The organism is Nocardioides sp. CPCC 206348 (assembly GCF_048654705.1).
GTDB lineage: Bacteria > Actinomycetota > Actinomycetes > Propionibacteriales > Nocardioidaceae > Nocardioides.
This window is the reverse complement of record NZ_JBMCZA010000193.1, coordinates 107,527-128,557: the sequence shown is the minus strand read 5'-3', so window position 1 is coordinate 128,557 and position 21,031 is coordinate 107,527. Positions and strand designations below refer to the sequence as shown.

Genomic DNA, 21,031 nt, shown 5'->3' with positions numbered 1-21,031 from the left:
CATGTCCTCCTTCGTGCCAGCGAGCCCGGACACCCTCGAGGAGCAGAAGCTCTACACCGAGGCCCGGCTCGTCGACGTCGCCTGCCTGGACTGCCTGGCCACCGTCAGGGTCAAGAAGAACAGCGACCACCAGACCTCGCTCCAATGGAGCAGCGAGGCGCGGGCGAATTGTCAAGAGTTTGCGCGACAGGATCAGGGGACCGGTAGGCGGGACGTGCACAAGCCCTGCTCCCGGATGATGGCTAGCATCGATGACGCAGTTCGGGCCGGAGATGTCCCGATCGGAGCGGTCGACGGCTACTGAGCCGGGTCGCTTCGAGCTGCTTCAAGTCGCTTCAACAGAGTCAGGTGTGGGGAGTTTCGTGGACATCGAGTCCTTTGTGCTGGATGTCGTCGGTGTGGTCGAGGAGACCGCCGACGCCAAGTCGATCAGCTTTGCCGTACCCGCCGGTGCGGAGGAGAAGTTCGCCTACAAGCCCGGCCAGTTCCTCACGGTGGCCGTGCCGAGCGACCAGACCGGCATCGCCGCGCGCTGCTACTCGCTCTCCAGCAGCCCCCACGACGGCGGACCGCTGACGGTCACCGTCAAGCGGACGGCCGAGGGCTTCGCGTCCAACTGGATCTGCGACAACCTCTCCGTCGGTGACACGCTGCGGGTGCTGCCGCCGTCCGGGATCTTCACCCCGTCCTCGCTGGACAACGACCTGCTGCTCTTCGCCGGCGGCTCCGGGGTCACCCCGATCATGTCGATCACGCGTACGGCGCTCGCGCACGGCACCGGCAAGATCGTCGTCTTCTACGCCAACCGCGACGAGAAGTCGGTCATCTTCGCCGAGGAGTTCTCGGCGCTGTCGGCGCTGCATCCCGATCGTCTCCAGGTCATCCACTGGCTGGAGACCGTGCAGGGACTGCCGTCGCCCGAGCAGATGAAGGCCTTCTGCTCCGGGTACCTCGACCGTGAGTCGTTCGTCTGCGGTCCTGCGCCCTTCATGAAGATGGTCACCACCGTCCTCAAGGACCTCGAGGTCCCGCGTTCCCAGCGCCACCAGGAAAAGTTCGTCTCCCTCGGCGGCAACCCGTTCGGTGACATCGAGGAGATGCGGCAGCAGGCCGCCGCGGAGATCGCCCTCGCCGACGGGAACGACGACGGTGCCGACGACTTCGCGGACGCTCCGGCCGGCCCGGTCAAGGTCGAGGTCGAGCTGGACGGCGAGGAGTTCACCTTCGACGACTGGAACCCTCGCACCACGCTGCTCGACTTCCTGGAGAGCAAGGGCGTCAAGGCGCCGTACTCGTGCCGCGAGGGTGAGTGCTCGGCCTGTGCGATCCGGTTGCTGGCGGGCGATGTCCGGATGCTCCACAACGACGTGCTCGACAAGGAGGACCTCGAGGACGGGATCCGTCTCGGGTGCCAGTCGGTGCCGACCACCGACACCGTGAAGGTCACCTACAGCTAGCTTGAATCGGCCGAGCGCGTCTCCGGCGCAGCGACGGCGAGCAAGCTCGCGGCGACGCCTCCCGCCGCGCTGCCGGCTAGCTCAGCTTGGCGGCCAGCCGGGTCGCGGTCATGTGCGCGATGGACTCGATCGAGATCATCGGGTTTACGCCCGATGCCGTCGGGAAGCTCGAGCCGTCGGCGACGTACAGGCCCTGGACGTCCCAGGTCTGTCCGTCAGGATCGGTCGCCGAGGTCGCGGCCGAGCCACCCATCCGCGCACTGCCCATGATGTGCAGGGCCGCGAGGGCGAGGGTGGCGGGGGCCGCACCGGCGGCGCGGAGGTCGGCCTCGAAGGTGTCGATCGAGCCACGGACCCCGGGTTCGTAGCTGACCGTCTTGTGGTGGGTCGAGGCGAGCCACGTCGCGCCGGCGGCCTCGGCGATGCGGGCTGCGCCGACGAAGCCCTGGATCAGGTGCTCCGTGTCGCGCGGCGAGAGCTCGTACCGGACGACGGGCTCGCCATCCCGGCCGATGGCCACGGTGCCGCCCGGATCGCGGTCGCGCACGATCATCGCGACGCCGAGCGTCGACTTCAGCTCGTCCATCCGGCGCCGGTAGTCGTCCGACCCACGCCAGTTCACGAACCCGGTCCCGAGCGCAGGGGTCAGCGGTGCGGTCTCGAAGAGCACGCCGTAGCCGTTGCCGTCGAGGTCGGTCATCTTGTCGACGTACCGGCTCTGCATGGCTCCGACCCAGCTGTCGACCGGTTCCTCCATGCGTCCCCACAGGGCGGTGGCGGGGTGGAGGCGGAGGTGCCGCCCCACGTTCGGGTTGCCGAGCCCGGTGCGCTGGAGCAGCGCCGGTGTCTGGATCGCTCCGGCCGCGACGACCACCGCCCGGGCGCGCACCTGCACACGATGCCCGTCCGCGGTGGTGCCCTCGACCCCCGTGGCGCGCCCGAAGCTGGTGGTGACCGTCCGGACCGTGACGCCGGTGCAGATCCGGGCACCGGCGGCCGCCGCGTCCTCCAGCCAGGTCTTTGCGGTCGACTGCTTGGCGCCGAGGCGACACCCCATCCCGCACCGGCCGCACTCGACGCCCTGGTCGCAGCCGAGCACGTTGCGCGGCATCGCAGCCACGTCCCAGCCGAGTGCCCGCGCTCCGCGCTCCAGGATCGCGTCGCGGGGCGCAGCCGTGTCGTGGTCGGTGTTGACGCCCAGGCGTGCGCACACGGCGTCCATCGACGCGGCGTACTCGTCGGTCGCGAACTGCGCCGCGCCGTAGGAGGCCCACTCGTCACGAACGTGGTCCGGGGTACGGAACGAGGTCGTGTAGTTGACGACCGTCCCGCCGCCGAGTCCCCGTCCGGCCATCAGTGCGACCTGCCCCTCGGCCGTGCTCTGCGGCGCGAGGGCGTAGAGGTTGAGGAAGCCGGACTCCTCGCCGCCGTCGAAGTGGCGCTGGTCGTGCTGCCCACCGGCCTCGAGTACGACGACGTCGAGTCCCGCAGCGGCAAGGACACCCGCCGCCGTACCGCCGCCGGCGCCCGAGCCGACCACCACGACGTCGCAGCTCATCGCGGTGTCCCGCTCGATCGCGAGCGGAGTGATGGGGGAGGCGGGCGCGTCGGGCAGCACGCCGAGCGGGCCCGGATAGCCCATGCCGTCCCACAGCGGCGCGCCGGCGGTCATGTAGTACGGCAGGAGCGAGGCACCCTTCAGGCCCTGGAACAACACCCGCTTGGCGCCGACCCGCGAGTCCGAGAGCGACAGGAGGACCCGCTCGCGCTCACCCTGGCTCAGCTGGGAGAACCGCCGGGGCTTCCCGGTCAGGGCCAGGCCGAGCGACCGCGTGTCCCACAGGTCCAGTAGTCCCTTGAGCTGGCGCACCTCGCTGTGCCGGGGATTGGCTGCTGCGATGGACAGTGCGAGCTCGTGCGAACCGACGTCGGTCGGTGACGGAATCGTCCCGCTGCGAGCGGCGAACGTGTCGGCGATCAGGCCCATCGCCCGAACCTGCCGCGGAGTGAAGGTCACGGGGGGACTCTAGGCGCGATGATGCAGTGTGGTAACTGCTCCGGTGATAAAGTCTTCCTTGTTGAAGGGGAGCGGTAAAATGTCCCTCCCGCAGATCCGGTCGCCCCGATTGTTGGCGGCCGGGAACACGGTTCACTGTTGTAGCTCCATCTGGTTTTCCACGAGGCGCGGTGCAGTTGGTTTCAGCCCGCACCGGCACCATGCCCGAGCGGCTTCGTAGGAACAGACACAAGGAGTAAGACAATGGCAGTTGGCACCGTGAAGTGGTTCAACGACACCAAGGGCTTCGGCTTCATCGCGCAGGACGGTGGCGACGGCGACGTCTTCGTGCACCACTCCGGCATCTCGGGCAACGGCTTCAAGTCGCTGGCCGAAGAGCAGCGCGTCGAGTTCGACGTCACGCGTGGCCCCAAGGGCCTGCAGGCGGAGAACGTTCGCGCCATCTGACGTGAGCTGATCTGAACTGATCACTGTCGGGGCCGGGTGGCAGGGTTCGTCGCATGACGAACCCTCTGCCCGGCCCTGACGGCATTTTTCGGTGCCCCTGGGCCGTGTCGGCCCCGGAGTTCCCGGCCTATCACGACACCGAGTGGGGCTTCCCGGTCGTCGATGACCAGCGGCTGTTCGAGAAGGTCTGCCTCGAGGGCTTCCAGTCCGGCCTCAGCTGGCGCACGATCCTGGTGAAGCGCCCTGCCTTCCGCGCCGCCTTCGCCGGCTTCGACCTCGCCACGGTCGCCGCGTACGACGAGCACGACGTCGCGCGGCTGCTGGGCGACGCCGGGATCGTGCGGCACCGCGGCAAGATCGAGGCGACCATCAACAACGCCGGCCGCGCGCTCGAGCTGATCGAGGACCGCGGGTCCTTGGCGGCGTACTTCTGGGGCTACGAACCGACGCTGGCCGAGCTGGGGGAGCCCCAGTCACTCACCACGTCGCCCTCCTCCATCGCCCTGTCGAAGGACCTCAGGAAGCGTGGCTGGAAGTTCGTCGGGCCGACCACGATGTTCGCACTGATGGAGGCGATGGGGTTGATCAACAACCACGTCAGCGGATGCGCAACGCGCGACGAAGTGGTGGCGGCCCGAAGGGCGTTCACGCCACCGGCGTGACGAAGTCCCGGATCAGCTGGGCCACCTCGACTGGCCGCTCCACCTGAACCGAATGGCCGGCGCCGTCAAGCACCACGACCCGGGCACCGGCGGCCTCGTACAACGCCCGGGATGCCTCGGGCGGGTAGAAGCTGTCCTGATCGCCCAGGATCACCAGTGCAGGCAGCTCGAGGTCCTTGAGTCGCCGGTCGAGGCCGTTCGCCTCCAGCTGTGCCCTGCGGTCGTGGATGACGATCCGCGGGATGCGGTGGTCCGCGCTGCGCAGGTCGATGTACGCCTGCTGCGGGTCGGCGAACGCGCGGGCGTGGTCGAAGCCCTTCGCGAACCCGAGCGCCAGGCCGCCACGCAGCAGGGCGTTCGGTGCGAACCGCTGTGTTCTCGCCAGACCGGGGATCGCGAGGAGGGCGCCCAGCTTCGGCATGGTGGCCACGCCCGGTGCATAGGTCGGTCCCTGTCCCAGGACGACCATCCGGGATGCCACACCGGTTCGAGCGGCCAGCTCGGTGGTGGTGTCGTTGCCCCAGGAGTGCCCGATCAACGTGACGTCGTCGTTCTTGGTGACGCCCAGCTCACTGAGCAGTGCCGCGAGCATCCGCGCCTGGTCACCCGGCTGGAGTCCTGCCCCGCCCCTCGTCGCGCCGTGGCCGCGAAGGTCCATCCGGATGATCCGGAAGGAATCCGACAGCAGGTCGGCGACGGCGTCGTACCAACGCAGCGAACAGGTCATGCCGTGCACCATCACCAGGATCGGCGCTCCCTCGGGACTGTCGACCTCGACGTGGACATCGGTGTCATCGACCTCGACGACGGTCACCAGCCACGCTCGCGCCACTCGGCGACGTGCGGACGCTGCTCACCGAGCGTCGAGTCGCTGCCGTGGCCCGGATAGAACCAGGTGTCGTCGGGCAGGGTGCCGAAGAGCTTCGTGTCGACGTCCTCGACCAGGGTCTGGAAGGCGTCGGCGTCGCCGAACGTGGCACCGACGCCGCCGGGGAAGAGCGAGTCGCCCGTGAACAGGTGCGGGTGGCCGTCGGGATCGCGGTAGAGCAGGCAGATCGATCCCGGAGTGTGTCCCGTGATCCGGATGACCTCGAGGGTGCAGTCGCCGACGGGGACCGTGTCGCCATCGGTCACCCGCCGGGCCACGGCGACACCGGTCTGCTCGGTGATCGCGTCTGCGTCCGGCTCGCCGGCGACGACGTCGGCTCCGGTTGCCTCGACGACGGCGGCGAGGGCGCGGTGATGGTCCCAGTGCTGGTGGGTGGTGACCACGGTGGTCAGGCCGGCATCGCCGACCAGCGCGAGCAGGGTGTCAGCAGCGTCGGCAGCGTCGATCAGCACCTGGTCACCGGTGGCACGACAGCGCAGCAGGTAGGCGTTGTTGGCCATCTTCTCGTCGACGGCAACCTTCGCGATGGTCAGCGCGGACAGCTCGCGGACCTGCGGGTCGCCCCCGACGGTCACGTCTCCGGTGTAGGTCATGGCTCCATCATGCCGGGGTGACCAGGTCCCCGGCGTCGCGGCCCGACGCCCACCACGCGAGGGCGGAGGCGGCGCCGGTCCAGGTCGGTGCGTCGGGTCCGGGTGAGCCGAACGTCCACTCCTCGCCGCCATCGGTGGCGACCACGTGGCAGTCCGGGCGCATCGGGCCGCGGGCGGCGAGGTCGAGGAAGGTGATCGCGGATTCCCGCGGCCAGTCCGCGTGGGAGTAGCCCGCGTCGAGGTCGGCGTGGTGGATCTCCACCTCGCGGAGCCGGAGCAGGGGGACGACGCCCGCCCGGAGCCACTGCCCGCCGGGAGTCCGCTCGAACCGGGAGTCCTGGGGGACCCCGAGGTCGGAGAGCGCGGCGTCGAAGGCCGCCGCGGAGGCCCGGAGGCGCTCGCGGATCTCCGCGGGGGCCGCGGTCGCCAGGGTCGCGATGTCGGTGTCGCGCTGCTCCTCGGAGACGTACATGGTCGTCGGTACGCCGTCGGTGAGTCCGCGGAGCGCACCGGCGAGTCCCTCCGCATTGAGTGCCACGTGGCCGAGCACGTGTGCCCTGCTCCAGCCCTCGCAGATGCTGGGGACTCCCCACGCGTCGTCGGGCAGGGCGTCGGCGGTGGTGATCAGGCGGGCGGTGGCGGTCTCGATCCGGCTGGCAATCGGCGTGGTCACCTCCCCATCATGCCCGCGAAACGGTGGCTGTCGGCGGCGGGTGAGAAGGTGGTTCCTGGCGTGGCGGCTTGCCCGGCGCCGTACCATGGCGAACACTTGTTCGAACGACCACGCACGACACCCGAGGACCGGTAGTGACCGATCAGCTGATCATTCGCGGCGCCCGCGAGCACAACCTGAAGGACGTCTCACTCGACCTTCCGCGCGACTCGCTGATCGTGTTCACGGGGCTGTCCGGCTCCGGCAAGTCGAGCCTGGCGTTCGACACCATCTTCGCCGAGGGCCAGCGTCGCTATGTCGAGTCGCTGTCGGCGTATGCCCGCCAGTTCCTCGGCCAGATGGACAAGCCCGACGTCGACTTCATCGAGGGCCTGTCCCCGGCGGTCTCGATCGACCAGAAGTCGACCTCGAAGAACCCGCGCTCGACGGTCGGCACCATCACGGAGGTCTACGACTACCTCCGTCTGCTCTACGCCCGCGCCGGCCGCGCACACTGCCCCACCTGTGGCGCACCGATCGAGCGGCAGACGCCGCAGCAGATCGTGGACCGGATGATGGCGCTCGAGGAGGGCACCCGGTTCCAGGTGCTCGCCCCGGTCGTGAGCGGCCGCAAGGGTGAGTACGTCGAGCTCTTCAAGCAGCTGCAGGCGCAGGGCTTCTCGCGGGCCCGGGTCGACGGCACGATCCACAACCTCGACGACCCGCCCGTCCTCGACAAGAAGCTCAAGCACTCGATCGAGGTCGTGGTCGACCGGCTGGCGGTCAAGGAGACCGCGAAGCGGCGCCTGACCGACTCCGTCGAGACGGCCCTCGGCCTGGCCGGTGGACTGGTCGTCTTCGACATGGTCGACGCGGCCAAGGGGGAGCAGCAGGAGCTCAAGTTCTCCGAGAAGATGGCGTGCCCCAACGAGCACGCGATCGAGACCGACGACCTCGAGCCGCGCTCCTTCTCGTTCAACTCGCCCTTCGGTGCCTGCCCGGCCTGCGCCGGCCTCGGCACCCGGATGGAGGTCGACCCCGAGCTGGTGGTGCCGGATCCGACCGCGACCCTGGCCGAGAACGCCCTCCAGCCCTGGAGCCACGCCCACGTCGCCGACTACTTCGGCCGACTGTTGATCGCGCTCGGCGAGGAGCTCGGCTTCGACGTCGACACCCCTTGGGAGAAGCTGTCCGCGAAGGCCCAGAAGGCCGTCCTCGAGGGCCACCCGACCAAGGTCCACGTCGTCACCAAGAACCGCTACGGCCGCGAGCGCTCCTACTACGCCGAGTTCGAAGGTGTCCGGAAGTACGTCGAGCGCCGGCACCGCGAGGCGGAGAGCGACACGAGCCGCGAGCGGTTCGAGGGCTTCATGCGCGAGGTGCCGTGTCCGACCTGCGCCGGCAGCCGGCTCAAGCCGGTGTCGATGTCGGTCACGCTCGGCGCCCGTGAGTCCGGCGGCAAGAACATCGCCGAGGTCTGTGCGCTGCCGATCAACGAGGCCGCGGCCTATCTCTCCGACCTCGACCTGTCGACCCGCGAGCGCCAGATCGGCGAGCGGGTGCTCAAGGAGATCCAGGAGCGCCTGAACTTCCTGCTCGACGTCGGACTCGACTACCTCTCGCTCAACCGGCCGTCCGGGTCGCTGTCGGGTGGCGAGGCGCAGCGGATCCGGCTCGCCACGCAGATCGGCGCCGGCCTCGTCGGCGTCCTCTACGTCCTCGACGAGCCGTCCATCGGGCTGCACCAGCGCGACAACCAGAAGCTCATCGAGACGCTGGTCCGGCTCAAGGACCTCGGCAACACGCTGATCGTCGTCGAGCACGACGAGGACACCATCCGCGTCGCCGACTGGGTCGTCGACATCGGCCCGGGCGCCGGTGAGCACGGTGGCCAGGTCGTGCACTCCGGCACCGTCAAGGGACTCCTCGAGCACCCGGACTCGATGACCGGTCAGTACCTCTCCGGGCGTCGCGAGATCCCCGTCCCCGCCGTACGACGTCCGCGGACGGTGGGGCGCGAGCTCAAGGTCCACGGGGCGCGTGAGCACAACCTGCAGGACGTCGACGTCAGCTTCCCGCTGGGCGTCTTCTGCGCGGTCACCGGCGTCTCCGGCTCCGGCAAGTCCACGCTCGTCAACGACATCCTCTACACGTCGCTGGCCAAGCAGATCTACAACGCCCGCGCGATCCCCGGCCGGCACCAGAAGATCACCGGCCTCGAGCACGTCGACAAGGTGATCCACGTCGACCAGTCGCCCATCGGCCGCACGCCGCGGTCCAACCCGGCGACGTACACGGGGGTCTTCGACCACGTCCGCAAGCTGTTCTCGCAGACGCCCGAGGCGAAGATGCGGGGCTACCAGCAGGGCCGGTTCTCGTTCAACGTCAAGGGCGGCCGCTGCGAGGCATGCTCGGGCGACGGCACGATCAAGATCGAGATGAACTTCCTGCCGGACGTCTACGTCCCGTGCGAGGTCTGCCACGGCGCCCGCTACAACCGCGAGACCCTCGAGGTGCACTACAAGGGCAAGACCATCGCCGAGGTGCTCGACATGCCGATCGAGGAGGCAGCGGAGTTCTTCGCCGCAGTGCCGGCGATCAGTCGCCACATGAAGACCCTCTGCGAGGTCGGCCTCGGCTACGTCCGGCTGGGGCAGCCGGCCACGACCCTGTCGGGCGGCGAGGCGCAGCGCGTCAAGCTGTCCTCCGAGCTGCAGAAGCGGTCGACGGGGCGCACCGTCTACGTGCTCGACGAACCCACGACCGGACTGCACTTCGAGGACATCCGCAAGCTGCTGGGTGTCCTGTCGAGCCTGGTCGACAAGGGCAACACGGTCCTGGTCATCGAGCACAACCTCGACGTCATCAAGACGGCTGACTGGATCGTCGACATGGGGCCGGAAGGTGGTTCCCGGGGCGGCACCGTCGTCGCCGAGGGCACGCCCGAGGACATCGCGGCGGTGCGCGCCAGCTACACCGGTCAGTTCCTCAAGCCGATGCTGGCCGGCCGGGCCGCGACCCAGCCCAAGGGACGGGTCCGGGCCAAGGCCACGACGAAGGCCACAGGGAAGGCCACAGGGAAGGCCACAGCCAAGTCATAGCCGCGGCTCAGGTACTGGTCGTAGCCTGACGGCATGACAGCCCCCTTCAGCAGGAGACGAGCCCTGACGAGCGCTGCCACTCTCGGTGTCAGCGTGCCCTTGTTGGCTGCGTGCGGCGACGACGGTGACTCCTCGGCGACCGACGACGCAACGTCCGAACCGACGGCCAGCGGGCCGACGTCGGCGACGACGACCGAGACCGCGGACGGCGCGACCAGTGCACCGGCCGGCGGGTTGGTCGCCGCTGCCGACGTGCCCGTCGGGGGCGGTGTCGTGATCGCCAAGGAGTCGCTGGTGGTCACCCAGCCGACGGCCGGGAAGTTCCAGGGTTACTCCGCGATCTGCACCCACCAGAGCTGCCTGGTCACGAAGGTCGCCGACGGCAAGATCCAGTGCCCCTGCCACGGGAGCAGCTACAACGTCTCGGACGGTTCGGTCGCGGGTGGCCCGGCCCCCTCGCCCCTGTCCAAGGTCGCGCTCAAGGTCGAGGGCGACCAGATCGTGCGCGGATGAGCGGTCCAGCCGCACGTCTGCAGGAGGTACGCGCCAGCCGGAGGATCATCTTCTCGGGCCTCGGTGCGCTCGGGGTCGCCGCGGCCCTCGCGGGCTGCGCGGGCAGTGGCGACGACGCCTCCGGGCCGGAGGTCGCCTCCGGCGCCGAGCTGGCATCGACCTCGGAGGTCCCGGTCGGCGGCGGCATCATCCTGACCGACGAGAAGCTCGTCATCACGCAGCCGACCGAGGGCGACTTCCAGGCGTTCACCGCCGTCTGCACCCATCAGGGCCTGCTCGTGACCTCCGTCGAGGGCGGCACCATCCACTGCGCCAACCACGGGTCGTCGTACGACGCAGCCAGCGGTGACAACACGGGTGGCCCGGCGTCCGGTCCGCTCGCATCGGTCGACATCACGGTGGACAACGGGAAGATCCTCGCCGGTTGATCCCGCACAGGTAGGAGGCGGCATGGAGGGCGTTCACGACATGGGCGGCATGCACGGCTTCGGCGCCGTGCCGGTCGACGACGTGGAGCTGCCCTTCGACGAGCCGTGGGAAGGGCGGACCTTCGGACTGTTCATCGCAGCCGGAGCAGCCGGTGCCCGATCCGGTTCGATCCGCCCCGGGATCGAGGCGATCGCCCCGGCGGAGTACCTCGCCATGGGCTACTTCGAGCGGTGGGCGCGCTCCCTCGAGGCGGGTCTGGTGGATGCGGGAACGCTCACGACCGCGGACATCGACGCCCGGGTGCGCCATCCGCAGCCGCCGAGTCGGCACGCCCGGGACACCAACCCGAAGATGGCGGCCGGGCTCGTCGCGGCGCTCATCGACCATCCGCGGCGCCCGAGTGGCGAAGACGTCCCGGCACGCTTCGCGATCGGCGACAGGGTCACCGTGAAGCGGATGGCGCCGGTAGGCCACCACCGGTGCCCGCGCTACGTCCGCGGTGTCAGCGGCACGGTGATCCGCCAGCCCGGGGGCTGGCCCCATGCGAGCGGTGACGGGCCGCCCGAGGCCACGTACACCGTTCGTTTCGAGATGGGCGACCTCTGGGGCGCGGACGCCGAGCCCGGTTTCCTCCACCTCGACCTGTGGGAGCGCTACCTCGCATGAACGACCGGACGGATCACCCGCCCCGCCCGGCCTCGCTGCGCATCGAGGCCATCGAAGCCCTGCTCGTCGAGCGCGGCGTGATCACCCCGGACGTCGTCGACGCCATCATCGAGACCTACGAGCACCATGTCGGACCGTTGAACGGCGCCCGGGTGGTGGCGCGCGCCTGGATCGATGCTGACTACCGGGCGCGGTTGCTCGAGGACGGGACCGCCGCGGTGGGAGAGCTCGGCTACGGCGGCGCGGAGGGCGAGCACCTCGTGGTTCTCGAGAACACCGAGGCCGTTCACAACGTCGTCGTGTGCACGCTCTGCTCCTGCTATCCGTGGCCGGTCCTCGGGTTGCCCCCTCGGTGGTACAAGAGCGCTGCCTACCGTTCGCGCATGGTCCGCGAACCCCGGGCCGTGCTCGCCGAGTTCGGCACGACCCTCCCCGAGGACGTGGAGCTCCGGGTCTGGGACTCGAGTGCCGAGGTCCGCTACCTGGTCCTGCCCCTGGCCCCGAACGGTGCCGAAGCACGCAGCGAGGACGAGCTGGCCGGCCTGGTCACCCGGGACCACATGATCGGCGTGGTGCGCTGACCGGCCACCACGAGCGGTCGTGCCTCCGGTTGTCGGTTCACCCTCGTAGGGTTGGGGCGTGCCCGATCCGCTGAGCTATCGCCCCAAGGCCGGGGAGATCCCGACCGTGCCGGGCGTCTATCGGTTCCGCGACAAGAACCGCCGGGTGATCTACGTCGGCAAGGCGAAGAACCTGCGGGCCCGCCTGTCGTCGTACTTCCAGGACATCGGGAACCTCCATCAGCGCACCGCGTCGATGGTCACGACCGCGACGTCGGTCGAGTGGACCGTGGTGAAGACCGAGGTCGAGGCGCTCCAGTTGGAGTACTCCTGGATCAAGGAGTTCGACCCGCGTTTCAACGTGAAGTATCGCGACGACAAGTCCTATCCGTGGCTGGCCGTGACGGTGTCCGACGAGTTCCCGCGGGTGATGGTGGGGCGCGGCGCGAAGCGCAAGGGCACCCGCTACTACGGGCCCTACGGCCACGCGTGGGCAATCCGCGAGACCGTCGACATCCTGCTCCGGGTTTTTCCGATGCGTTCGTGCAGCAACGGTGTCTTCAAGCGGTCCGCGCAGATCGGGCGACCGTGCCTGCTCGGTTACATCGACAAGTGCGCCGCACCCTGTGTAGGCAACGTGTCGGCCGAGGAGCATCGCGCGATCGTCGAGGACTTCTGCGACTTCATGGCGGGTCGCACCAAGCAGTTCACCAAGCGCATCGAGAACGAGATGTACGCCGCCTCCGAGGCCCTCGACTTCGAGAAGGCCGCGCGCCTGCGCGACGACCTCGGCGCCATGCAGAAGGCGCTGGAGAAGCAGTCCGTGGTCTTCGGCGACGGTTCCGACGCCGACGTGATCGCGCTGGCCGAGGACCCGCTCGAGGTGGCGGTCCAGGTCTTCTACGTCCGCGGCGGCCGGATCCGTGGCCAGCGCGGCTGGGTGGCCGACCGCACCGACGACGGCGACACGTCTGCCCTGGTCGAGGACTTCCTGTTGCAGCTGTACGCCGGCGTGGCTCCCGAGGACGCCCGGGACGCCGTGCCGCGGGAGATCCTCGTGCCCGAGCTGCCGCCGGAGAGCGCGACGTTCGAGCAGTTGTTGTCCGACCTTCGCGGCTCGCGGGTGGAGATCCGGGTGCCGCAGCGCGGCGACAAGAAGACGCTGCAGGAGACGGTGGAGCGCAACGCCAAGGAGTCGCTGGTCCTCCACAAGACGAAGCGGGCGAGCGACCTCACGACCCGCAACCGGGCGCTGGCCGAGATCGCCGAGGCGCTCGAGCTCGACGAGGCACCACTGCGGATCGAGTGCTACGACGTCTCGCACATCCAGGGCACCGAGATCGTGGCCTCCATGGTCGTGTTCGAGGACGGCCTGGCCCGCAAGGGCGAGTACCGCCGCTTCGTGATCCGCGACCAGGAGGGCTCGGACGACGTCGCCGCGATGCACGAGGTGATCACCCGTCGTTTCCGGCGCCTCCTCGACGAACAGGCGCGTTCCGAGCTGCGCCCCGGCGACGAGACCAGTGGCCCGCTGCTGGTCGACCCGGACACGGGACGTCCACGGAAGTTCGCCTATGCGCCGGGCCTGGTGGTCGTCGACGGTGGCGCTCCGCAGGTCGCGGCGGCCCAACGTGCGCTCGACGAGCTCGGCATCGACGACATCCCGGTCTGCGGCCTGGCCAAGCGACTCGAGGAGGTGTGGTTGCCCGGACAGGAGGACCCCGTGATCCTCGCGCGTTCGTCCGAGAGCCTCTACCTCCTGCAGCGGGTGCGTGACGAGGCCCACCGGTTCGCGATCACCCATCACCGCAACCGTCGGTCGAAGTCGATGGTGGAGAGCCTGCTGGACGACGTCCCGGGACTGGGGGAGGTGCGCCGCAAGACCCTGTTGCGTCACTTCGGTTCCCTGCGCAAGCTCCGGGTGGCGACGATCGACGAGATCGCGGCGGTGCCCGGCATCGGGCCGCGCACCGCAGCAGCCATCAAGGAAGCGCTGGACGGCGGGGACGCTGTGCCTCCGGCTTCCGCCTCGACCACAATGACCCCATGAGCAAGGCGCACCATGACTGAACACAGCCCCGGGCCCCTGGTCGTCGTCACCGGCATGACCGGTGCCGGTCGCAGCACCGCGGCCAAGGAGCTCGAGGACCTCGGGTTCTACGTCGTCGACAACCTTCCCCCGAACCTGCTGCCCGACGTCGTGCGCCTCGTCGACGAGAGCCACGGTCCCGCGCAGCCGATCGCGGTCGTCGTCGACGTCCGGTCCGGCTCGTTCTTCCTCGGCCTGCGCAGTGCCCTGGCCCACGGCGTGGCCGGTCGGGACGCCACGCTGGTGTTCCTGGATGCCTCGGACGAGGTCCTCGTCCGCCGGCAGGAGGCTGCGCGCCGTCCGCACCCGCTGCAGCAGGGTGGCCGACTGCTCGACGGCCTCCAGCGCGAGCGGGTGGCTCTGGCCGACCTGCGCTCAGAGGCCGACCTGGTGATCGAGACCAGCAACCTCAACGTGCACCAGCTGACCGACCGGATCGCGGAAGCCTTCGGCACGCCTGACTCCACCCGGCTGCGGGTCACGGTCATCAGCTTCGGCTTCAAGTACGGCAGTCCGGTCGACGCGGACTACCTCGCTGACATGAGGTTCCTGCCCAACCCGCACTGGGTGCCCGAGCTCCGGCCACGGACCGGCCAGGACCCCGAGGTCTCCAGCTACGTGCTCGGGCGGCCCGGGGCCGAGGAGTTCCTCGACGCCTACGTCCCGCTGCTCACCGTCGTCGCCGAGGGCTACCTCCGTGAGGGCAAGCGGTTCATGCGGGTCGCCATCGGATGCACCGGCGGCAAGCACCGCAGCGTCGCGATGAGCGAGGAGATCGCCCGCCGGCTCAGCGAGCAGGGCTACCTCGCCCGTGCCATCCATCGCGACCTCGGCCGGGAGTGATCGACCCGATGATCTCGGACTTCGGGGCGGTTCAGCGCGCCCAGTCGGTCGTCGCCCTCGGCGGCGGCCACGGGCTGCACGCCTCGCTCAACGCACTGCGCCACCTGCTCGACGACCTGACCCTCGACAAGCTCACGGCCGTGGTCACGGTCGCCGACAACGGCGGCTCCTCGGGACGGCTCCGCGGCGAGTTCGGTGTGCTGCCGCCCGGCGACCTGCGGATGGCGCTGGCCGCGCTCTGCGGCGACGACGAGTGGGGCGACACCTGGGCCAGGGTGCTGCAGCACCGGTTCGAGGGCGAGGGGGAGATGCGCGGCCACGTCGTCGGCAACCTGCTGATCGTCGGCCTGTGGGAGCTCCTCGGCGACCACATCGACGCGCTCGACTGGGTCGGTCGGCTGCTCGGCGCCCGCGGCCGGGTGCTCCCGATGGCACAGACGCCGATGGACATCACGGCGGAGGTGCGTGGACTCGTCGAGGGGCATCCCGACGAGCTCACCACCGTCCGCGGCCAGGTCGAGGTCGCCACGACCGAAGGTGTCATCAGCTCGATCGCCCTCGAGCCGGCCGATCCCGAGGTGAGTCCGGCGGTCATCGCCGCCATCACGGAGGCGGACTGGGCCGTCCTGGGGCCCGGGTCCTGGTTCAGCTCGGTGCTGCCACACCTGCTGGTGCCTGCCGTGCGTGATGCGCTGGTCCGCACCCAGGCCCGCCTTGTCGTCGTACTCAACCTGGCGGAGCAGGCGGGGGAGACCGGTGGCTTCGGCCCCGCCGACCACCTGGCGGTGCTGGCCGAGCACGCGCCCGACCTCGGCATCGACGTCGTCCTCGCGGACGAGACGGTCATGGAGTCCGGGCTTGCCGAGCTCCAGGAGACCGTGGCCGCGCTCGGCGCGCGGCTGGTCATCGCCGACGTGGCAGCCGATGACGGGTCTCCGCGGCACGATCCCGTGAAGCTGGCTGCGGCCTACACCCGGATCTTCGCCACCGAGTGACCCGGGCACCCGCGCAGGGTTGTTGACCACCATGGCAGGATCGGCTCATGGCGATGACGGCACAGGTCAAGGCGGAACTGGCCAGTACTCCGGTCACCAAGGCGTGTTGCCGCAAGGCTGAGGTCGCCTCCACCCTGCGGTTCGCCGGTGGCATCCACATCGTGGCCGGCCGCATCGTCGTCGAAGCCGAGCTCGACACCGGCGCCGCGGCGCGTCGGCTCCGCAAGGACATCTCCGAGATCTACGGCCAGACCTCCGACGTCGTCATGGTGCAGGGCAACGGCCTGCGCAAGGGCAGCCGCTACATCGTGCGGGTGGCCAAGGACGGCGAGGCACTGGCCCGCCAGACGGGCCTGCTCGACCAGCGGGGGCGTCCGGTGCGTGGCCTGCCGCCTGCCGTCGTCTCCGGCGGCGCCTGTGACGCGGTGGCGGCCTGGCGGGGAGCCTTCCTCGCCCACGGATCACTGACCGAACCCGGTCGCTCGTCGTCCCTGGAGGTCACCTGCCCGGGCTCGGAGGCCGCCCTTGCCCTCGTCGGTGTCGCCCGACGCCTCGGCATCCAGGCCAAGGCCCGCGAGGTCCGTGGCGTCGACCGCGTCGTCATCCGTGACGGTGACGCCATCGGTCAGCTCCTGACCCGCCTCGGCGCCCACGAGACCTTGATGGCCTGGGAGGAACGCCGGATGCGGCGCGAGGTGCGCGCCACTGCCAACCGGCTCGCCAACTTCGACGACGCCAACCTGCGGCGTTCCGCGCGCGCAGCCGTGACCGCAGGCGCCCGCGTCGAACGCGCGATGGAGATCCTTGGCGACGAGGTTCCCGACCACCTCAAGATGGCGGGCGAGCTGCGCCTCGAGCACAAGCAGGCCTCGCTCGAGGAGCTCGGCCAGCTGCACGAGCCGGTCCTCACGAAGGACGCGATCGCCGGACGCATAAGGCGTCTCCTGGCGATGGCCGACAAGCGTGCCGAGGACCTGGGCGTTCCGGACACCGAGGCGTCCCTGACGCCGGAGATGCTGGCCGGCGACGCGTGACGTCCAGCATGTGATGCGGGTCACCCCAACGCTCTTGGGTGCCAGGGGTGCGGGATAGGGTCGGAATCGACCATTCCCCACCCTCAGGAGGCTCACAGTGACCGTTCGTGTCGGCATCAACGGATTCGGCCGGATCGGCCGTAATTTCTTCCGCGCAGTGCGAGCGAGCGGAGCCGACATCGAGATCGTCGGCGTGAATGACCTCACGGGGAACGCCACGCTGGCGCACCTGCTGAAGTACGACTCGATCCTCGGTCGTCTCGACGCAGAGGTTTCCTCGACGGATGACGCGATCATCGTCGGCGACCAGCAGATCCGTGCCTTCGCGGAGCGTGATCCGGCTGCCCTCGGCTGGGGCGACCTCGGTGTCGACGTCGTCGTCGAGTCCACCGGCTTCTTCACCGACGCCACCAAGGCACGCGCCCACGTCGACGGCGGTGGGGCGCGGAAGGTGATCATCTCTGCGCCTGCGACCAACGACGACATCACCATCGTGATGGGCGTGAACCACGAGCTGTACGACCCGGCCGCCCACACCGTGATCTCGAACGCCTCGTGCACCACCAACTGCCTCGCCCCGATGGCCAAGGCCCTCAACGACGGCCTCGGCATCGTCAAGGGCCTGATGACCACAGTGCACGCCTACACCGCTGACCAGAACCTGCAGGACAACATCCACAGCGACCTGCGACGGGCGCGCGCTGCGGCGATCAACATCGTCCCGACGTCGACGGGTGCAGCGAAGGCGATCGGCCTGGTCCTGCCGGAGCTCAAGGGCAAGCTCGACGGCTACGCCCTGCGCGTCCCGACGCCGACCGGGTCGCTGACCGACCTGACGTTCGAGGCGGCGCGGGAGACCACGGTCGAGGAGGTCAACGCCATCGTGCGGGCCGCCGCCGACGGCCGGTACCTCCGTTACTCCACCGATCCCATCGTGTCCTCGGACATCGTGACCGACCCGGCGTCGTGCATCTTCGACGCTCCGCTGACCAAGGTCATCGGCAACCAGGTCAAGGTCGCCGGCTGGTACGACAACGAGTGGGGCTACTCCAACCGGCTCGCGGACCTCATCGTCCACGTCGGCGCTACGCTCTGACGCTTGTGACTGACTTCAACGGGCTCGGCCCGGACTTCCTCGCGTCCGTCAGCGGCAAGCGGGTCCTGGTCCGCTCGGACCTCAACGTCCCGCTCGACGGTGGACGCATCACCGACGACGGCCGGATCCGGGCCAGCGTCCCGACAATCAAGGCCCTGGCCGACGCAGGTGCCCGCGTGGTCGTCACCGCGCACCTCGGGCGCCCCGACGGCGCTCCGGATCCGGCGTACTCGCTGGCTCCGGTCGCTGCACGGCTGGGCGAGCTCCTGGGCGCCGATGTCGCCTTCGCGAGCGACACCGTGGGCTCCTCGGCGAAGGAGACCGTCGCCGGGCTCGCTGACGGCGACGTGGCCCTCCTGGAGAACGTCCGGTTCAACGTGGGGGAGACGAGCAAGGACGACACCGTCCGCGGTGCGTTCGCCGACGAGCTCGCCTCGCTCGCTGATGCCTTCGTGTCGGACGGCTTCGGGGTCGTCCACCGCAAGCAGGCAAGCGTCTACGACGTCGCGCAGCGACTCCCGCACGCCATGGGCGGGCTGGTCGCCACCGAGATCGACGTGCTGCGCCGCCTGACGGTGAACCCCGAGCGCCCCTACGTCGTGGTGCTCGGCGGTTCCAAGGTGTCCGACAAGCTCGGGGTCATCGACAACCTGCTCGACAAGGCCGACAAGCTGCTGATCGGCGGCGGCATGGTGTTCACCTTCCTCAAGGCCGACGGCCTCGAGGTCGGCAAGAGCCTGCTCGAGGAGGACCAGCTCGAAACGGTGCGCGAGTACCAGTCCCGTGCCGCCGAGCTCGGGGTCGAGATCGTCCTCCCGACCGACATCGTCGTCGCGGACAACTTCGGCGACGAGGCGTCCGCACGGGTGGTTGCCGCCACCGACATCCCCGCCGATGCACTGGGCCTCGACATCGGTCCGGCATCGGGCGCAGCCTTCGCGGCCGCCCTGGCCGATGCGAAGACCGTCTTCTGGAACGGCCCGATGGGCGTGTTCGAACAGGCTGCGTTCGCCGAAGGCACCCGTGCAGTCGCCGACGCGCTCACCCGGGTCGACGGCCTGTCGGTCGTCGGCGGTGGCGACTCCGCGGCCGCCGTACGCACCCTCGGCTTCGACGAGGCGGCCTTCGGCCACATCTCCACCGGAGGTGGCGCGAGCCTGGAGTACCTCGAGGGCAAGGAGCTCCCGGGCATCACGGTTCTGGAAGAGGAAGGTGCCTGAGATGGCCAACAACGCAGCGCAGGCCGGTCGCACACCCCTGATGGCGGGCAACTGGAAGATGAACCTCAACCACGCCGAGGCCGTGAACCTGCTGCAGAAGCTCGCCTGGACGCTCTCGGACAAGCGCCACGACTACGGCAAGGCCGAGGTCGCGCTCCTGCCGCCCTTCACCGACATCCGGTCCGTCCAGACCGTGGTGGACGGCGACCGCCTCGCCATCAAGTACGGCGCCCAGGACGTCTCCCCGCACGTCAGCGGCGCCTACACGGGCGAGATCTCCGCGGGCATGCTCGCGAAGCTCGGGTGCTCCTACGTCGTGGTTGGTCACTCCGAGCGCCGGCAGTACCACGCCGAGACCGACGAGCTGGTGAATGCCAAGGCCAAGGCCGCGCTCGACGCTTCGATCACGCCGATCGTGTGCGTCGGTGAAGGACTCGAGGTCCGCCAGGCAGGCGAGCACGTGCCCTACACGATGGCGCAGGTCGAGGGCTCCCTCGCCGGTCTCACGAAGAAGCAGGTCGCCAGCCTCGTCATCGCCTACGAACCCGTCTGGGCCATCGGCACGGGCGAGGTGGCCACCCCTGAGGACGCACAGGAGGTCTGTGCGGCCATTCGCGGGCAGGTGCGGGAATCCTTCGGGGACGAGGCCGCCGACGCCGTACGCGTCCTCTACGGCGGTTCCGTGAAGGCCGCCAACATCGCCGGCATCATGGCCAAGGCCGACGTCGACGGCGCCCTGGTGGGCGGCGCGAGCCTCGAAGTGGACGAGTTTGGCGGCATCTGCCGGTTTTATGACATGCCGGTGCTGTCCTGATCTCGGCCCTGACGTAGGATTCCCCGCGTGTTAATCACCCTGCTCACCGTTCTGCTCGTCACCGCGAGCCTGCTGCTCATCCTCCTGGTGTTGCTGCACAAGGGACGCGGTGGCGGACTCTCGGACATGTTCGGTGGCGGTGTGTCGAGCTCGCTCGGCGGATCGTCCATTGCCGAACGCAACCTCGACCGCTTCACGGTCGGCATCGGCGTCATCTGGTTCGCGTGTGTCATCGCGCTGGGCCTCTTGCTCGCCTATCAGAACTGACCGAACAACAGGCCTGCCCGACTAGCGGGCTGTCCGAAGGCTTGAGGAGAAAATCCGTTGGCTGGTGGTGGAAACGCGATTCGCGGGAGTCGCGTCGGTGCAGGTCCGATGGGCGAAGCCGAGCGTGGAGAGGCCGCACCGCGGCAGGCAGTGACGTACTTCTGTACGAACAGCCACCGCTCGGTGATCACCTTCTCCGTCGAGGCGAACGTCCCTGAGTCCTGGGACTGCCCGAAGTGCGGCCTGCCGGCTGGTCTGGACTCGGAGAACGCTCCGCCGCCCAACAAGATCGAGCCGTACAAGACGCACCTCGCCTACGTGAAGGAGCGCCGCTCCGACAAGGAGGCCGAGGTCATCCTCGACGAGGCGATCCAGCTGCTGCGCTCGCGCCGCAAGTCGGGCGAAATAATTTTCTGACGGTCTGCGCGAGGCGGGCTGGCGAGCGGCACTGCTGGCTTGCCGCCAGACCAACCCAGGTCCTACGCAAGACAACCGCGGCGCGGCAGCGCGGCGAGAGCCGTCCTCCGGGCAGCTTGCTGCCCCGTATCAACGGCGAAGACGCGCTCGCGCAGTCAGATCAGCGAGGCGGCGGCCGTGTCGAGGAACCACACCGTCTCCGCGTTGCCGCGGACGCCACGGGCGGGTGTCTCTGCGACGGATCCGTCCTCGGCCAGGCCCCGTCGTACG

Annotated in this window: 22 protein-coding genes; 18 read left to right on the top strand and 4 right to left on the bottom strand. The window is 69.4% G+C overall.

Annotated elements, in window-relative coordinates; translation table 11 throughout:
- The first annotated feature begins 1 nt into the window (after position 1).
- Both ACOADB_RS17515 and ACOADB_RS17510 read left to right on the top strand, forming a co-directional pair.
- Positions 2 to 304 (top strand): hypothetical protein, encoded by a 303-nt coding sequence (locus tag ACOADB_RS17515; protein WP_378601216.1) that lies wholly within the window; start codon positions 2 to 4, stop codon positions 302 to 304.
- 58 nt (positions 305 to 362) lie between these two features.
- Positions 363 to 1,457 (top strand): 2Fe-2S iron-sulfur cluster-binding protein, encoded by a 1,095-nt coding sequence (locus tag ACOADB_RS17510; protein WP_378601214.1) that lies wholly within the window; start codon positions 363 to 365, stop codon positions 1,455 to 1,457.
- 76 nt (positions 1,458 to 1,533) lie between these two features.
- Here the strand turns inward: ACOADB_RS17510 and ACOADB_RS17505 are convergent, their stop codons facing one another.
- Complete coding sequence (locus tag ACOADB_RS17505; RefSeq protein ID WP_378601212.1) at positions 1,534 to 3,474, bottom strand: GMC family oxidoreductase; 1,941 nt, start codon at positions 3,472 to 3,474, stop codon at positions 1,534 to 1,536.
- A 243-nt stretch (positions 3,475 to 3,717) separates the two neighbouring features.
- On the opposite strand from ACOADB_RS17505, the gene ACOADB_RS17500 reads away from it, so the two are divergent.
- Together ACOADB_RS17500 and ACOADB_RS17495 are read left to right on the top strand one after the other, a co-directional pair.
- Positions 3,718 to 3,921, top strand: coding sequence for a cold-shock protein (locus tag ACOADB_RS17500; RefSeq protein ID WP_056711996.1), 204 nt, complete (start codon positions 3,718 to 3,720; stop codon positions 3,919 to 3,921).
- Between the two features lie 53 nt (positions 3,922 to 3,974).
- Positions 3,975 to 4,583: a DNA-3-methyladenine glycosylase I gene (locus ACOADB_RS17495; RefSeq protein ID WP_378601209.1), complete on the top strand. Its 609-nt coding sequence runs from the start codon at positions 3,975 to 3,977 to the stop codon at positions 4,581 to 4,583.
- Here ACOADB_RS17495 and ACOADB_RS17490 read toward each other — a convergent pair.
- Genes ACOADB_RS17490 through ACOADB_RS17480 form a run of 3 tightly spaced genes read right to left on the bottom strand, consistent with a single transcriptional unit; the run spans position 4,567 to position 6,738 of the window.
- Positions 4,567 to 5,397: an alpha/beta fold hydrolase gene (locus ACOADB_RS17490; RefSeq protein ID WP_378601207.1), complete on the bottom strand. Its 831-nt coding sequence runs from the start codon at positions 5,395 to 5,397 to the stop codon at positions 4,567 to 4,569. The genes ACOADB_RS17495 and ACOADB_RS17490 overlap by 17 nt on opposite strands.
- On the bottom strand, positions 5,394 to 6,065 hold the full coding sequence (locus ACOADB_RS17485) for an MBL fold metallo-hydrolase (protein WP_378601205.1): 672 nt from the start codon (positions 6,063 to 6,065) through the stop codon (positions 5,394 to 5,396). The genes ACOADB_RS17490 and ACOADB_RS17485 overlap by 4 nt, the downstream gene beginning before the upstream one ends.
- Before the next feature lie 7 nt (positions 6,066 to 6,072).
- Positions 6,073 to 6,738 carry a maleylpyruvate isomerase family mycothiol-dependent enzyme gene (locus tag ACOADB_RS17480; RefSeq protein ID WP_378601203.1) on the bottom strand — a complete coding sequence of 222 codons (666 nt, stop codon included), beginning with the start codon at positions 6,736 to 6,738 and terminating at the stop codon, positions 6,073 to 6,075.
- Between the two features lie 134 nt (positions 6,739 to 6,872).
- Between ACOADB_RS17480 and uvrA the strand changes: the two genes are divergently transcribed.
- From uvrA to ACOADB_RS17410, 14 genes are all read left to right on the top strand, one after another.
- The gene (gene uvrA, locus ACOADB_RS17475; protein ID WP_378601201.1) at positions 6,873 to 9,818 is read left to right on the top strand and encodes an excinuclease ABC subunit UvrA; all 2,946 of its coding nucleotides are present in this window, start codon (positions 6,873 to 6,875) and stop codon (positions 9,816 to 9,818) included.
- Positions 9,819 to 9,851: 33 nt separating this feature from the next.
- Positions 9,852 to 10,331, top strand: a complete 480-nt coding sequence (locus tag ACOADB_RS17470) for a Rieske (2Fe-2S) protein (protein ID WP_378601199.1) — start codon at positions 9,852 to 9,854, stop codon at positions 10,329 to 10,331.
- Complete coding sequence (locus ACOADB_RS17465; RefSeq protein WP_378601197.1) at positions 10,328 to 10,759, top strand: Rieske (2Fe-2S) protein; 432 nt, start codon at positions 10,328 to 10,330, stop codon at positions 10,757 to 10,759. Before ACOADB_RS17470 ends, ACOADB_RS17465 begins: the two co-directional genes overlap by 4 nt.
- A gap of 22 nt (positions 10,760 to 10,781) precedes the next feature.
- Entirely contained in the window at positions 10,782 to 11,426 is a 645-nt protein-coding gene (gene nthB / locus ACOADB_RS17460; RefSeq protein WP_378601194.1) for a nitrile hydratase subunit beta, read from the top strand.
- Positions 11,423 to 12,007 carry a nitrile hydratase subunit alpha gene (gene nthA, locus ACOADB_RS17455; RefSeq protein ID WP_378601191.1) on the top strand — a complete coding sequence of 195 codons (585 nt, stop codon included), beginning with the start codon at positions 11,423 to 11,425 and terminating at the stop codon, positions 12,005 to 12,007. Before nthB ends, nthA begins: the two co-directional genes overlap by 4 nt.
- A 58-nt stretch (positions 12,008 to 12,065) precedes the next feature.
- Entirely contained in the window at positions 12,066 to 14,036 is a 1,971-nt protein-coding gene (uvrC, locus tag ACOADB_RS17450) for an excinuclease ABC subunit UvrC (RefSeq protein WP_378601188.1), read from the top strand.
- 12 nt (positions 14,037 to 14,048) lie between these two features.
- The gene (gene rapZ, locus ACOADB_RS17445; protein WP_378601185.1) at positions 14,049 to 14,918 is read left to right on the top strand and encodes an RNase adapter RapZ; all 870 of its coding nucleotides are present in this window, start codon (positions 14,049 to 14,051) and stop codon (positions 14,916 to 14,918) included.
- Between the two features lie 8 nt (positions 14,919 to 14,926).
- Positions 14,927 to 15,913 (top strand): gluconeogenesis factor YvcK family protein, encoded by a 987-nt coding sequence (locus ACOADB_RS17440; protein WP_378601182.1) that lies wholly within the window; start codon positions 14,927 to 14,929, stop codon positions 15,911 to 15,913.
- A gap of 47 nt (positions 15,914 to 15,960) precedes the next feature.
- Positions 15,961 to 16,947: a DNA-binding protein WhiA gene (gene whiA, locus ACOADB_RS17435; RefSeq protein ID WP_056712041.1), complete on the top strand. Its 987-nt coding sequence runs from the start codon at positions 15,961 to 15,963 to the stop codon at positions 16,945 to 16,947.
- Positions 16,948 to 17,044: 97 nt separating this feature from the next.
- Positions 17,045 to 18,043 carry a type I glyceraldehyde-3-phosphate dehydrogenase gene (gene gap, locus ACOADB_RS17430; RefSeq protein ID WP_378601178.1) on the top strand — a complete coding sequence of 333 codons (999 nt, stop codon included), beginning with the start codon at positions 17,045 to 17,047 and terminating at the stop codon, positions 18,041 to 18,043.
- Between the two features lie 5 nt (positions 18,044 to 18,048).
- Positions 18,049 to 19,263 carry a phosphoglycerate kinase gene (locus ACOADB_RS17425; RefSeq protein ID WP_378601175.1) on the top strand — a complete coding sequence of 405 codons (1,215 nt, stop codon included), beginning with the start codon at positions 18,049 to 18,051 and terminating at the stop codon, positions 19,261 to 19,263.
- 1 nt (position 19,264) lies between these two features.
- Positions 19,265 to 20,077 carry a triose-phosphate isomerase gene (gene tpiA, locus ACOADB_RS17420; protein WP_378601172.1) on the top strand — a complete coding sequence of 271 codons (813 nt, stop codon included), beginning with the start codon at positions 19,265 to 19,267 and terminating at the stop codon, positions 20,075 to 20,077.
- Between the two features lie 33 nt (positions 20,078 to 20,110).
- Entirely contained in the window at positions 20,111 to 20,344 is a 234-nt protein-coding gene (gene secG / locus ACOADB_RS17415) for a preprotein translocase subunit SecG (protein WP_378601236.1), read from the top strand.
- A 57-nt stretch (positions 20,345 to 20,401) separates the two neighbouring features.
- On the top strand, positions 20,402 to 20,761 hold the full coding sequence (locus tag ACOADB_RS17410; RefSeq protein WP_082573556.1) for an RNA polymerase-binding protein RbpA: 360 nt from the start codon (positions 20,402 to 20,404) through the stop codon (positions 20,759 to 20,761).
- Positions 20,762 to 21,031 lie beyond the last annotated feature (270 nt).

Bases quoted from the DNA above. Each gene is read 5' to 3' on its own strand.
- nthA (WP_378601191.1), top strand. From the start codon at position 11,423: ATGAACGACCGGACGGATCACCCGCCCCGCCCGGCCTCGCTGCGCATC.
- ACOADB_RS17440 (WP_378601182.1), top strand. From the start codon at position 14,927: ATGATCTCGGACTTCGGGGCGGTTCAGCGCGCCCAGTCGGTCGTCGCC.
- ACOADB_RS17500 (WP_056711996.1), top strand. From the start codon at position 3,718: ATGGCAGTTGGCACCGTGAAGTGGTTCAACGACACCAAGGGCTTCGGC.
- ACOADB_RS17470 (WP_378601199.1), top strand. From the start codon at position 9,852: ATGACAGCCCCCTTCAGCAGGAGACGAGCCCTGACGAGCGCTGCCACT.
- ACOADB_RS17485 (WP_378601205.1), bottom strand. From the start codon at position 6,065: ATGACCTACACCGGAGACGTGACCGTCGGGGGCGACCCGCAGGTCCGC.
- rapZ (WP_378601185.1), top strand. From the start codon at position 14,049: ATGACTGAACACAGCCCCGGGCCCCTGGTCGTCGTCACCGGCATGACC.
- whiA (WP_056712041.1), top strand. From the start codon at position 15,961: ATGGCGATGACGGCACAGGTCAAGGCGGAACTGGCCAGTACTCCGGTC.
- ACOADB_RS17465 (WP_378601197.1), top strand. From the start codon at position 10,328: ATGAGCGGTCCAGCCGCACGTCTGCAGGAGGTACGCGCCAGCCGGAGG.
- tpiA (WP_378601172.1), top strand. From the start codon at position 19,265: ATGGCCAACAACGCAGCGCAGGCCGGTCGCACACCCCTGATGGCGGGC.
- nthB (WP_378601194.1), top strand. From the start codon at position 10,782: ATGGAGGGCGTTCACGACATGGGCGGCATGCACGGCTTCGGCGCCGTG.
- ACOADB_RS17515 (WP_378601216.1), top strand. From the start codon at position 2: ATGTCCTCCTTCGTGCCAGCGAGCCCGGACACCCTCGAGGAGCAGAAG.
- ACOADB_RS17495 (WP_378601209.1), top strand. From the start codon at position 3,975: ATGACGAACCCTCTGCCCGGCCCTGACGGCATTTTTCGGTGCCCCTGG.